This window comes from Deltaproteobacteria bacterium (assembly GCA_040223695.1).
Lineage (GTDB): Bacteria > Desulfobacterota_D > UBA1144 > Nemesobacterales > UBA2774 > JAVKFU01.
Genome location: JAVKFU010000015.1, coordinates 607,119 through 619,898 on the forward strand (window position 1 = coordinate 607,119; position 12,780 = coordinate 619,898).

At 48.6% G+C, this 12,780-nt stretch carries 10 protein-coding genes; 9 read left to right on the forward strand and 1 reads right to left on the reverse strand.

Annotation, left to right across the window (positions count from 1 at the left end):
- The first annotated feature begins 19 nt into the window (after nucleotides 1-19).
- Nucleotides 20-967, forward strand: a complete 948-nt coding sequence (locus RIG61_07065) for a diguanylate cyclase (protein ID MEQ9618919.1) — start codon at nucleotides 20-22, stop codon at nucleotides 965-967.
- 70 nt (nucleotides 968-1,037) lie between these two features.
- Here RIG61_07065 and ppc read toward each other — a convergent pair whose 3' ends face one another.
- Nucleotides 1,038-3,824: a phosphoenolpyruvate carboxylase gene (ppc, locus tag RIG61_07070; protein ID MEQ9618920.1), complete on the reverse strand. Its 2,787-nt coding sequence runs from the start codon at nucleotides 3,822-3,824 to the stop codon at nucleotides 1,038-1,040.
- 320 nt (nucleotides 3,825-4,144) lie between these two features.
- Here ppc and RIG61_07075 point away from each other — a divergent pair, with 320 nt between their 5' ends.
- The 8 genes from RIG61_07075 (at nucleotide 4,145) to RIG61_07110 (ending at nucleotide 12,613) form a co-directional block, all read left to right on the forward strand.
- Entirely contained in the window at nucleotides 4,145-5,413 is a 1,269-nt protein-coding gene (locus tag RIG61_07075; GenBank protein MEQ9618921.1) for an alginate export family protein, read from the forward strand.
- Between the two features lie 79 nt (nucleotides 5,414-5,492).
- The gene (locus tag RIG61_07080; GenBank protein MEQ9618922.1) at nucleotides 5,493-6,167 is read left to right on the forward strand and encodes a response regulator transcription factor; all 675 of its coding nucleotides are present in this window, start codon (nucleotides 5,493-5,495) and stop codon (nucleotides 6,165-6,167) included.
- Nucleotides 6,148-7,527 carry a HAMP domain-containing sensor histidine kinase gene (locus tag RIG61_07085; protein ID MEQ9618923.1) on the forward strand — a complete coding sequence of 460 codons (1,380 nt, stop codon included), beginning with the start codon at nucleotides 6,148-6,150 and terminating at the stop codon, nucleotides 7,525-7,527. The genes RIG61_07080 and RIG61_07085 overlap by 20 nt, the downstream gene beginning before the upstream one ends.
- 134 nt (nucleotides 7,528-7,661) lie before the next feature.
- Nucleotides 7,662-8,501: a hypothetical protein gene (locus tag RIG61_07090; protein ID MEQ9618924.1), complete on the forward strand. Its 840-nt coding sequence runs from the start codon at nucleotides 7,662-7,664 to the stop codon at nucleotides 8,499-8,501.
- A gap of 436 nt (nucleotides 8,502-8,937) precedes the next feature.
- Nucleotides 8,938-9,666 carry a hypothetical protein gene (locus tag RIG61_07095; GenBank protein ID MEQ9618925.1) on the forward strand — a complete coding sequence of 243 codons (729 nt, stop codon included), beginning with the start codon at nucleotides 8,938-8,940 and terminating at the stop codon, nucleotides 9,664-9,666.
- A gap of 453 nt (nucleotides 9,667-10,119) precedes the next feature.
- On the forward strand, nucleotides 10,120-10,617 hold the full coding sequence (locus RIG61_07100) for a GFA family protein (GenBank protein ID MEQ9618926.1): 498 nt from the start codon (nucleotides 10,120-10,122) through the stop codon (nucleotides 10,615-10,617).
- A 373-nt stretch (nucleotides 10,618-10,990) separates the two neighbouring features.
- Nucleotides 10,991-11,980, forward strand: a complete 990-nt coding sequence (locus tag RIG61_07105; protein MEQ9618927.1) for a mechanosensitive ion channel family protein — start codon at nucleotides 10,991-10,993, stop codon at nucleotides 11,978-11,980.
- 144 nt (nucleotides 11,981-12,124) lie between these two features.
- A complete protein-coding gene (locus tag RIG61_07110; protein MEQ9618928.1) occupies nucleotides 12,125-12,613 on the forward strand; it encodes a MarR family winged helix-turn-helix transcriptional regulator in 489 nt (162 codons plus the stop codon).
- Nucleotides 12,614-12,780: the final 167 nt, after the last annotated feature.

Consider the following 12,780-nt stretch of genomic DNA (forward strand, 5'->3'; position numbering starts at 1 on the left):
ACATTACTCGATAGGCATCATGCTTAAAAAGGTAGATAAACATCAATCTGAGGATAAAATAGACGCTTTAGAGCTTGCCGACGCGGTGCTTGACTCGCTTTCGGAACAGATAGCCATAATCGATCCTGACTGGACAATTACGACGGTCAACAAAGCCTGGAAGAAGTTCGCAGAAAAAAACAAGGGGCAGATAATCGACAGGGCGCCTGCAGGGGCCGATTATTTTAACGTTTGCAGGGAGTATTCCCTCAAAGACAAAAGATTCGCGAGTATTTTAAAGAACATCAAGTCGGTGCTAAACGGAAGCAGGGACAAGTTCTCTACCGAGTATTCCCGTGAGCTCAAGAAGAAAAGGGAATGGTTTCTTCTTTCGGTAACGGCTCTCAAGACAGACGGCGTTATATCTGGTGCGGTCGTCTCGCATACAAATATCACAAGACGTAAAGAGGCGGAGCTTGAATCCAGGAGACTGGCTGTGACAGATTCGATGACCGGAATTCTGAACAGAAAAGCCGGACTTGATTTTATAAACAGCCGCCTAAAATATTGCAGAAAGCATCATACGAGCCTGACCGTTTGCTATATAGACCTTGATAACCTTAAACAGGTCAACGATAACTTCGGTCACAAGGAGGGCGACAGGGTCATCAAAACCGCGGTCAGGGCAATAAAAAGCGTTTTGAGGACAAATGATGAAGTATGCAGGATGGGAGGAGATGAAATATTGATCATACTGCCCGATACTTCAATTGACGACGCAAAAGCGGTAATCGAAAGGATAATCCGCCGAATAGACGAAAAAAACGAGAGCTCTAATAAACCCTACAAGGTTAACTTCAGTTACGGACTCGCCGAGTATAATCCGAAGAATAAATGCTCCGCAGAGGAGCTTGTACACCAGGCTGATAGCAACATGTACGAAATGAAATCCTCGAAAAAGAAAGAGTCAACGGGCAGCTACGGCTGAACCTGGCATCGCCGCTCCGTGCAGACGGCCTGGCACCTGATACATAATGCCGGGGCTTGAGCTTCTTAAACTATCCCGTGTTCTTTATACCCGCCGAGATGCCGTTTATGCTGAGCTTAATGTTGTCTGTAAGAACGGTTTTCTCCTCCGGGCCGTAATCCCTATTGAGTAGCCTCCTCAAAAGACCTACCTGTATATAGCTAAGCGAATCGATGTAGGGGTTACGAAGCTCTATAGACTTTTGAAGGAACGGGTTATTGTCCAGTATGCGTTTCTGGCGCGTGATGCTCAGAATAACCTCCTCCGTACGTTCGTATTCCCGTTTGATTTTGGAGAATATTCTCTTTCCTTCATCCCTCGGACTTACTAAAAATGAGTATTCAAGCGCGATCCACATATCCGCCCTGCTGAGCGTCATTTGTACGTTATCGATATGGGACTTGAAGAATCTCCAGCCCCCGTACATTTCTCTCAGTATTCGGATATTTCTTCGGGGGCTCTTTTGTATAAATTTGTCCAGAGCGGAGCCGACCGAGTAGTAACCGGTAATGAGATGTCTGTTCTGGGTCCAGCTAAATACCCAGGGTATGGCCCTCAGATCCTCAATACGCCTGGAGCGCTTTCTTCTGGCGGGGCGCGATCCTATACCCATCTGCTGAATAACCGAAATAGGAGTCGATTGCGCAAAATATCGGTAAAAAGCAGGGTCTTCGTAGACGAGCTCCCTCCATAAAGACCTCGCCTCTTGAGCCACCACGTCCATGACTTCTTCCCATTCGGGTTTTACTTCCTCGCTGTTCAGACTCGTCAGCACGACGGACGAAAGCACAAGCTCAAGGTTGTCCTCGGCTATATCCGGAAGAGAGTAGTTACCGTATATAACCTCGCCCTGCTCGGTTATCTTGATGGCCCCGTCAACCGTGCCCGCGGGCCTCGCGAGTATCGCCTGATTCGTGGGACCCCCTCCCCTGCTCACGGTGCCGCCTCTTCCGTGAAAGAAAATGTTTCGCACGCCGAACTCATCGGAGACCTCTTTAAGCGCCCTCTGGGCCTTGTGTATTTCCCAACCGGCGGATAATATTCCGCCGTCCTTGCCGCTGTCGGAATATCCGATCATTATCTCGGACACGTTGCCCCTGGCCCTTATATGCCCCCTGAATAGAGGATTTGAAAAGAGCTCCCTCATTATCCGCGGCGCGTTCTTGAAATCATCTATCGTCTCGAAGAGAGGGACAATATCCATGTCACTCGTAATCTTTCCCTTATCGGAGATATAAAGACCCGCCTCCTTTGCGAAGAGGAGCGCTTCGAGCACGTTCGCCGCGCTCCGCGTCATGCTTATGATATAGGTGTCTATACACTCAGAGCTTATCTCCGCTCTGCACTTTCTTATGGTCTCGAAGGTCGCGAGAACTTCCCTCGCCTCATTCGACAATTGAAGCCATTCGGGAACCAGCGGCCGGGGATTGCCTATCTCCACACGGAGCCAATTGAACTTCTCTTCGTCGCTCATTGTCCCGTAAGACGAGATGCCCAATCGTTCAGTGATTTCAGTTAGCGCGTCCGCGTGTACTTCGCTGTTCTGTCTAATATCGAGACTCGCCATATGGAAACCGAAAATCTCGACCTGCCTTATGAGCCGCTTCAGTGTGGAGTCGGCAAGGTGATGCCCTTTATTCCGGCGAAGGCTCGTGTCCAGAATGCGCAGTTCTTTTAAAAGCTCCTCCTTGTCCCGGTAACCCGAGAACTCTTTACCGCTGCCTGCTCCACTCATCGTATTGAGAAGCTTTTCATGCATGTATTCAAGCATTATTCTGTAATACTCATTTGGATTCTGAATCCCATTTTTGTCGGCAAGCAGCTTTTTATCCCTTGTAACCATCTCCTCAAGACCGGCGCTCACGGGGACTATTTTCAGAGACGAGCTGAGCTGCCTTTTGAGCCGCTCGATTTTCTCTATATGCTTTTCCAGAACGAGTGTCTTCTGCATATCCAGCACTTCCCTCGTTATATCGTGAGTGATGAAGGGATTTCCGTCCCTGTCCCCTCCCACCCAGGAACCGAACCTGAGGAAGGGAGGTATTTTTACATCGCGTACGCCGTAGTGCTCCTTTATTTCCTTTTCAAGCCGGATGTAGATGCTTATCAGAGCTTCAAAAATCACTTCCCTGAAGTAATAATGTATGTTTCTGGCTTCATCTAGCGGGGTTATTTTATACGGGGGCACCTCTTCCGTCTGCCAGAGACCCACAACCTCGGTGTGTATCTCTTCCTCTATGTACTCTCTATCATCCGTACTCAAGACAGGATTCTCATGCTGCGCAAGCAGGGTGGAGATGCGCCTGAACTTTTCCAGCACGAGGTGCCGGTTGACCTCCGTAGGGTGCGCAGTAAGCACGAGCTCTATTGACATCCTGCTCAGGAGATTAGAGAACTCCTCGTAAGGCACTTCTTTTTGTCCGAGAACCTGGAACAGGTTTTCGATCGATCCTTCGCTTGAATCCATTACATCGGATATGTACTTGTACTCGCGTCTTCTCCTTATACGGTGTATCTGCTCGGCTATGTTCACGAGCTTGAAATATATCGTGAAGGCGCGGGTGACTTTATAAAGGTCGTCATCGGAAAGGCTCTTGATCGTAGATACAAGCTCGTCTTTCTGACTCTTTTTGTAATCGGACCTCATTTCCTTCGTGAGAGCCCTTATCTTCTCCTCTATATCGAACATGCCCTTTCCTTCCTGCTCTATGAGCACCCTGCCCAATATGTTCCCGAGGAAGCGCACATCGTTACGAAGCGGCTTTTCCTTGTCCGTCTTAGCTGTTTTCCCCCCGGGCCTGGCCGACTTTTTAACCATTGCTATATATTATACGAGAGTAATTCTATAATCTAAATATTAACCGAGGTTAATAGATGCACGGATGGATTAAGCCCCCATTACACGTACATTGCCGGAATATTACAATTTTGTAATGTTCGGCCTGCACGCTCCAAAGAGATAGATTGTACTCCCCTAATGTAGTAGAATCATTATAAAAAGTAGCGCCGGGTATGGCATCTAGATATTCAGGCTAACCTACGATGCAAGCCCCGGACATTTGAGCCAGTTCTAGTATTCGGAGGCGTATGTATCAAATCCGGATTGTACTGAATTCTTGTCAATATAGTGCACATACAATGCTCACGACAAACGGAAAACTATTTTCGCTGTTTACTGTCCTTTTCTCATTGTTCCTGAGCGTCACGGAATCAAACGGTCAGGCATTCGATCCCGACGACCCCCCCGAGACCACGATAAAGCTGGCCCCGTATCTCAGTTTCGGGGCACAGATCGAGGTCGAATATAAATACCAGAGGAACCTCGACCTCGACACTGAGAATGACGAAGACCTCAGCACGCTTGAGCCCGAAATAGTGTTCGCCTTTCTTTTCAATCCGAGCAGGTATTTCGAGGCATTTGCCGCGCTTAAGTTTGCCGGGGAATTTGAATTCGAGGACGGTGATACGAAAAAAGACCAGGCCATACTGGAATTCGAGCAGGCTTATCTGCTGTTTAAGGACCTATGGGAAGAGAGGCTCGCGTTTCAGCTCGGCCGCCAGCGGTTCGAGGATGAGCGGCAGTGGCTGTATGACGCGGAGCTTGACGGCGTGAGGACATTCCTCCAATTCTCGAGTTTCTTAGCGGAGTTCTCCGTTAGCACGGGTGGTCTTGTGAATAGAGACTTATTGAACAAGGACGCGGGGGACAAGATAAACAACTACATCGCTCACGGGACGTACGCTATTTCCGAGGAGTCAAACGTCGCGGCTTATTTTATTTTTCGCGACAACACTAAGGAAAACGGCGACAGTCCCATCTTCTTCGGTATCCATTCTGACGGCGAACTGGCTCCCGACTTCGACTACTGGCTCGAACTCGCCTATGTGATCGGAAAAAACGGGACAAAGGATATAAACGGGGTTGGTTTCGATATCGGCTCCACCTATGTTTTCGATGTCGATTACGAACCGTCCGTAACGCTCGGGTATGCGTTCGGCCAAGAGAAATTCAGGCAGACAGGGCTTCAGGCAAATGAGAGTGACTTCAACGGGGCTGTGGACTTTATATATTACGGGGAGCTGCTCGACCCGGAGCTTAGCAACATGTCGATATTCACCGCGGGAGCGGGCGTGAATCCGACCGAGGAAAGCTCACTCGACCTGATCTATCATTACTACCTTCAGACGAAGGCCTCGGACAGTCTCCGGGACGCGGAAATAGACGCCGACCCGGAGGGCAGGAACAAAAGCCTCGGGAGCGAGATCGATTTCATCGTCGGATATGAAGGATTCGAGGAAAAATTCGCGCTAGCCCTTTCACTCGGCTACTTCATACCCGGAAATGCCTTTCCGTCGGATTCCGAAAACGCCTTTTTGACTAAGGTTATAGTAGAGTATCAGTTTTAGCGCTGGACGGCCAAAAAGGATTTGGTTTATTATTTAATATGGACAGACACATAGACTACAATTTAAACGGGGATTAGTAATGAGAGTACTGGTTGTAGAAGACGATAAAAAGATCGCCTCCTTTATCCTGAAGGGGCTTAAAGAGGCGGGGTTCTCGGTTGACCATGCCCAGAACGGTGAGGAAGGCGTTTATCTGGCTCTCCACGAGGAGTATGACGCGGCGGTTATCGATATAATGCTCCCGAAACTGGACGGCTTGAGCCTTATAGAAGAGCTCCGGCAGAGCAAGATAAATACCCCCGTGCTGATTCTGAGCGCCAGGCGCAGCGTTGACGACAGGGTTAAGGGGCTTCAGACCGGTGGGGACGATTACCTTACCAAACCCTTCGCGTTCTCGGAGCTTCTCGCCCGCATACATGCTCTTATCCGCAGATCGAGCGGAGCCACCGAGGCCACAAGCCTCACCTTTGGGAGCCTCTCTATGAACATCCTTAAACGCGAGGTTAAAAGGGAAGACACGATGATTTCACTCCAGCCGCGTGAATTCGCTTTACTCGAATACCTGATGCGTAACGCCGGGAGGGTGCTTTCAAAGACCCTTATCCTGGAGCATGTGTATGATTACAGCTTTGACCCGCAGACAAACGTGATCGATGTGCTGGTCTGCAGGCTGAGAAACAAAGTAGACAGGGATTTTGAGAATAAAATGATTCACACTATAAGGGGAGTCGGCTATGTTCTTAAGGAATCCTAGGCTGCTGCTTAAATCGAGCAGCTTCAGGCTCATAACGTGGTACACACTATTATTCGTTCTCAGCTCGCTCGCTATAAACATTTACATATACACAGTTATCTCGGCTTACATTTACGAGCAGAGCAGACTGGAAATCACGGAAGACCTGTATGACCTTGCGGAAATCTACCGGGAAGAAGGGATCGAAGCCCTTCGTACCGAGATCTTCGAGGATGAGGAAGACCCCTTTATTTTTCAACTCTCCGAAGGCCGGGAAAATACGGTTATGTTACGAACTCCAAAGGACCGGGAAGATTTCGACGCCGGGGCGCTTACTCAAACGGGCGATGCAGAGGAGGGAGAATGGCTGTCTTTCAGTCAAGGCGACGAAGAATATGAAATAACATCTTTGACATTCCCGGACGGTTACATCCTCCGAATTGGCCAACACATCTCCGGGCGTGAGGAGTTGCTGAGCAGGATTCGGAACGTATATCTGTACGCTGTCATCCCCATAATACTGATTGCATACCTAAGCGGACTGTTCATTGCGGACCGGGCGCTTAATCCCGTACGGCAGCTCATAAATACGCTCGATTCGATAGTAACAAGCGCCAGGATAGATTTGAGGGTTCCGGTCAGACAGGGAGATAAATTGAACGATGAGCTTATCTCGCTGTTCAACACAATGCTGGATAAAATCGAGGCGCTTATGAAAGGAATGAGAAACGTGCTGGATAACGTCGCTCATGACCTCAGGACGCCTATGACAAGGCTCAGAGGCACCGCTGAAGTTGCGCTCCAGTCCCGGGATAACGAAGAGGCCCTGCGCGAGGCTTTGATCGACTGCATAGAGGAATCGGAACGGATTCTCATAATGCTGAATACGCTCATGGACGTATCGGAAGCGGAGACCGGAGCCATGAAGCTCGAAATGGAAAAGATAAATGTCGCTCCGATTATAGACGACGTGGTCGACCTGTACGGTTATGTCGCAGAGGAAAAGGGTATTTCCATCCATAAAGGCTTTCCGGAAGAGCTTTATCTGAACGCAGACCGCAACCGGCTGCGCCAGGTACTGGCCAACCTGCTCGATAACGCGATCAAGTACACGCCCGCTGGAGGGAGAATAGAAATTGAAGCGAGCCGGAGGGAGAAAGGGGTGGAGATTACTGTGAAAGATACCGGACTCGGAATATCCGAGGAAGAGCTTGATAATATCTGGGAACGTCTATACAGGGGCGACAAGAGTCGCTCCCAAAGGGGGCTCGGGCTCGGTTTGAGCCTTGTAAAGGCCATCATAGGGGCTCATAAAGGCCATGTCAGGGTTGAGAGCAAGCCCGGAGCGGGTTCCATCTTTTCGGTTTATCTTCCTATATAAACCCTTACAAACCGGGCTTCCGCTTCATTCCCTATCTATAATCCGGAATCATTTCCAAGATGTAATGTTCAAGAAACCTCCCCGCAATACTCTCCTGATAACATCTGTTTAAAACCAGATTCAGGAGGTGTTCCATGTTTAGAAATATTCTACCAAAGACGCTTTACGGGGGTAGTGTCAGTAATGGGAAAATTGCCGGATGTTTGTTCGTTATTCTTACGGTATTACTTATTTTGTCCCTCCCCGCCGACTCACGTCCTGACCGTGATAAAAGAGCCGATGACAATGACGGAGACGAGATCCCTTTCTCCGCCACCGAGATACGAATTGAGGTAAACGGAACCGATGGAGACGCGGGGCTTCAGATATTCCTGGACGGGGAGCCCTGGAAGAGAGTCAGGGTCGAGGGCCCGGACGGACGCCTGGTCTATGCGGTCGACAATCTCGGTAAGCTTAGGAGGCTTGGAAGCACCGAGCTATTCATGGAGAGCAACGAGCCAAACTTCGAGGAAGAGCTATCACTGCCTGAGATTCTGGAACTCCTGCCCGAAGGGGAATACGAGTTCGAAGGCATGACGATTGACGGCACGGAGCTTGACGGCACAGCGACACTTACTCACGATCTGCCGTGCGGACCTGTAATTACCATGCCGGTAGAAGAAGACACGCTCGACCCCACGCTGCCCGTTGTAATAGTTTGGGAACCCGTAACAAACGGTCTTGACACGACTTCGGACGAGGGCGAGTGCGACGAATCGAAAGAAGTCGAAATTATCGGTTACCAGGTTATTGTGGATAATGAAGACTCCGATCCCCTAGAGAGGTTCGATATAAAGCTCCCTGCCGATGCCGCTTCTGTTACTATTCCGCCAGAATTTATTGTTCCGGGCACTGAGTATAAGCTTGAGATACTCGCTATAGAGGTGAGCGGGAACCAGACGATAACAGAGAGTTCATTTTTCACGTCTGAATAAAATACGATTTACAGCAAATGTCATGCAGGGGCTTCTTCCGTACTTTGCATCATCGCACAGGCGGTATCGCGGGGGAAGTCCCTGCCTCTTATAGAACTATTTACAAGGAGAAAGGCAAAAGGAGATTTTCCCAGGTTATGAAATAGATTGAATTACCGCTGTTCTCTCTCTCACTTACTTACTTCCTGCCTCTAGCAACCCTACTCACTAAATTTAAACCCGTGAATGGGGCGGATTATTGTTCACTCAAAAATCAAAAGCATCTTAAAATTCCCGGCCCGTGAGAATAAGCAGGGTTATTCACTAATACCGACAGGCTCATTAAAGGCGCCGCCGGGCACTAAAAACCTTACAGATTTGTAATATTGTGGAAAGGTGCCTGCAACTTTGCTCGTCTATTATGTGAATAATTCCAGATTAAAGAGGAGATACTGCTATGATGCAAAGAATAGGCTTATTAGTTTTCGCGGTAAGTTTGTCATTTCTGGCTGTCGGCGGTTGTAACGGAGGAAGCGGAGGAGGCGGCGGGGGGAACGGCCCCTGTCCTGAAACCAATACCAGCATCGCTGTTTGCGACCCGGATGCAGGACCCTTTTCACTCGTTATAGACAACGGATTCTTTCCGCTTGTTGTAGGCACTGAAACCGTGCTCGAGGGTGAGGACGACGAAGGCACCGAGCTGCGGATCGAGATTACCGTTCTGGATGAGACGGAAGTGGTTGCAGGAGTTACAACGCGCGTGGTGGAGGAGGCAGAGTTCGAGGACGGAGAGGTTGTCGAGATCTCCAGAAACTTTTACGCGCAGGCTCCGGACGGAACGGTATGCTACTTCGGTGAGGACGTTGATGACTTCGAGGACGGCGTGGTCGTCTCGCACGACGGAGAGTGGCGCGCAGGAGAGGACGGCAACCTCCCGGGGATTATTATGCCAGCTGATCCTCAGGTCGGAGATATATTCCAGCAGGAGGCGGCCCCCGGTATAGCCGAAGACCAGGCGGAAGTGGTTGCGCTCGGAGAGGTCATAGATGTTCCGGCGGGAATATTCAGCGATACCGTTTCCACGCTCGACTGTAATCCGCTCGAAGACGGTGCGATGGATGAGAAGGTGTACGTTTTCGGAATCGGACTGGCGATCGACGAGGACGCGGAACTGACTGAATTTTAGAGTAAAAGTCCCCCCTGTTTAACAAGGGTAAAAAGGGGAATTGGTCATCGCTACGTTTCCCTTTTTACCCGCTCTATCGAGCCATAACATCAATCGAGAATTATTTTGTATACAACTCACCCGATTCTGCCGGAGACTATGTGGTTTTTGAATCCTGCTCTTTACACTTACCGAGCTCGCTATATGCCTCGTCCGGTTCATCAAGCTCCTTTATGTTGATCCCGGTCTCTGTAGCAGATTACGATTCTCCAAGAGAGCTCGTTATCATATCCGGCTTATCGCCATACGCTCATACCCGAACCTCGCTTCGGATGCCACCACGCTACAAACACGGTAATGTAATCTCACTGAAAAGATTTTCAGCAACCCGTATAGAATCATGCATTCAGCTTCCACCTTCAAAATCAAAATTCTGTTAATATATGAAATACAATAAACAACGAGGAGGGAAACGTGATTATAGACGGATCGTGTCATTGTAATAAAGTGAAATTCTCCTTGAAGTCCCTGACCCCGTATCCATATATATGCTGCTACTGCTCTATATGCAGGAAAACCGCGGGGGGCGGGGGTTACTCCATTAACATCATGGGGGAGGCTCGAACGCTTGAAGTTACAGGAAAAAATAATTTAAAAATTTACAAGGCAGAAATTCCAGCATCAGATGAACCCGGACAAACAAAAACAAGCACCGTAGAGCGTAATTTCTGCAAACACTGCGGAAGTTTTCTCTGGTTTTATGAACCCGCCTGGCCGGACTGGATTTATCCCTTCGCTTCCGCCATAGACTCCTCTCTGCCCAAGCCGCCCGAGCGCCTGCATATATTTCTCGATTCCGCGGCCCCCTGGTGTGAAATAAGGGAGGATAAAAAGAACAGGAAGTTTCCGGCGTACCCGGACGAATCGATAATGGACTGGCACAAGCGTCATAAATTAATGGAAAAAATGTAATCATGTTTCTGCGAATTCACTTCTGACTCTATTCATTTTCCTATTCCCGGACGGTTATATTCCTTTTCTAACACCCTCTGTATGGTATAATTTGTGTAGGTTATTTCTTTGAAAAGACGGTATCTTAATTACAGCCTGCCTATGTAAACCGGTGTTATACCCTTTTTAATAGATGATAAAGAACATCTGCCCGCAAGGGTGAGGGAAACTATATGCGATCGCCGCAAAATTTCTTCGCCGCGATCCAACCCGGTACATATGAAGCGTAAGAATGTGGTCTGGAGCTTCGTAAATTGCATTCTCGCCGGGCCGATAATTTAATTTGCCGCCGTAAAGAAATATTTGTTAATAAACACAGAACTGGAGGCTTTAAATGTTGTCCGATTTCATATCGAAAATATATAACCCGGCTTACGCAGAGAAGCTGCTGGACTGGTTCATTACGTCCGGCTTCCGGATAGTGATCATTCTCGCCGGAATCTACATACTGCTCAGGGTAATAAACAAGGTAATTAACAGGCTCGAAACCAAGATTGCGGAACGGAATGGGGACATGGTAAGCGCGCTTGAGACCGAGAGGAGACTCAAGACAATTACGTCCCTTCTAAGACATATAGTTTTCATAGTCTTATTCGGGATCGCGATGGTCATGATATTGAAAGAGGTCGGAATGGATATAGGGCCGATAATCGCCGGGGCCGGTATCCTCGGTCTGGCCGTGAGTTTCGGCGCTCAAAACCTGGTGCGCGACATAATCAGCGGCTTCTTCATAATTCTGGAAGACCAGGTGCGCGTAGGGGATATAGGAGTTATAAACGGAACCGCTGGGACGGTGGAGGAGATAAACTTCAGGACTATTGTTATAAGGGACCTGGAAGGAACCGTGCATGTTTACCCTAACGGCGCTATAAACGAGCTTGCAAACAAGAGCAAGGGCTGGTCCCGTTATGTCATAGACGTGGGTGTCGCATATAAGGAAAACGTGGACAACGTGATGGAGGTGCTGAGGGAAATAGGAGACGAGCTTAAGGAAGACAAGCATTTCGGCGCCCTTACAATGGAACCGCTCGATATACTCGGGGTCGATAACTTCGGCGCATCGGAGATCGTAATAAAGTGCATGATAAAGACTCATCCGCTCAAGCAGTGGGAAGTCGGAAGGGAGCTCAGGAGAAGAATAAAGAATAAATTCGACGAAAAGGGTATCGAGATACCGTTCCCTCACCTGAGCGTCTATTTCGGAGAAGAGAGCAAGCCCGTAAGCCTGAATGTGGAAAACAAAAAGGGAAACGGCGAAACAGGAGTTGAAACAGAGACTGCTTCGAACGAGTTTTCAAGCGTTGGCAACAGACACGAGAGTTAATTTCACATTAAGTTACGGGATATTTTAATTTCCTCCAAAGCTCTGGCAAACAAATACAGGTCGAGATATAAAATCGGGCTTATCATGAATATGATTATCATTTAATTACACACATTCCTGTAAATTGGGTTTAAAATTACCTCGATGAAAAGGAAAAACGATACCGGGGAAAAAGGGCCTGGCACCAGATTCGAAGACATAAACCTTGAGGAATGTCTCGACTGCGTCTGTTACGAAGTCAGTAAGACTTCCCGTTACGTAATCAATTATTATGACGCGGCCTTGAGGGATATAGACCTCCGCAGCAACCAGTTTATCATCCTGGCCGCCGTGGCTAACATGAAATCCACCAATTTCAAGAACCTCGCCGGGTTTGTAGGAATCGATCCAAGCACTCTGGCCCGGAACCTTACGACGCTCGAAAAGCAGAGTTTCGTGCGGGTAAAAAGCGGGGAAAACCGCCGGGAGAAAGTAATCTCGCTTACCCGGAAAGGGAAGAACAAATTCGAGAAGGCCTACCCGCTCTGGAAAAAAGCTCAGGCCGGCATAATAAAGGAGCTGGGTAAAAAAAGATGGAGAACTATCAGGGGAGACCTGTCCGATATCGTCTCCATTACGCGGGAGCAGGATTAATCGCCCCTCAATCTCTCCGCTCATAACTCCTTACACTGAATTGACTGACTGATAAAAATTCAATCAGCTTTAATCAATTTATATTGTTCGTTCTTTCTTTCTTACGAAAACGCCTGATTGACCCGTTTTGGAGAGATTGCCCATCCACATTTGCAACTACACAGCTG

Coding starts and splice junctions, on each gene's coding strand:
- RIG61_07065 (MEQ9618919.1), top strand. CDS start 20: ATGCTTAAAAAGGTAGATAAACATCAATCTGAGGATAAAATAGACGCT.
- ppc (MEQ9618920.1), bottom strand. CDS start 3,824: ATGGTTAAAAAGTCGGCCAGGCCCGGGGGGAAAACAGCTAAGACGGAC.
- RIG61_07075 (MEQ9618921.1), top strand. CDS start 4,145: ATGCTCACGACAAACGGAAAACTATTTTCGCTGTTTACTGTCCTTTTC.
- RIG61_07080 (MEQ9618922.1), top strand. CDS start 5,493: ATGAGAGTACTGGTTGTAGAAGACGATAAAAAGATCGCCTCCTTTATC.
- RIG61_07085 (MEQ9618923.1), top strand. CDS start 6,148: ATGTTCTTAAGGAATCCTAGGCTGCTGCTTAAATCGAGCAGCTTCAGG.
- RIG61_07090 (MEQ9618924.1), top strand. CDS start 7,662: ATGTTTAGAAATATTCTACCAAAGACGCTTTACGGGGGTAGTGTCAGT.
- RIG61_07095 (MEQ9618925.1), top strand. CDS start 8,938: ATGATGCAAAGAATAGGCTTATTAGTTTTCGCGGTAAGTTTGTCATTT.
- RIG61_07105 (MEQ9618927.1), top strand. CDS start 10,991: ATGTTGTCCGATTTCATATCGAAAATATATAACCCGGCTTACGCAGAG.
- RIG61_07110 (MEQ9618928.1), top strand. CDS start 12,125: ATGAAAAGGAAAAACGATACCGGGGAAAAAGGGCCTGGCACCAGATTC.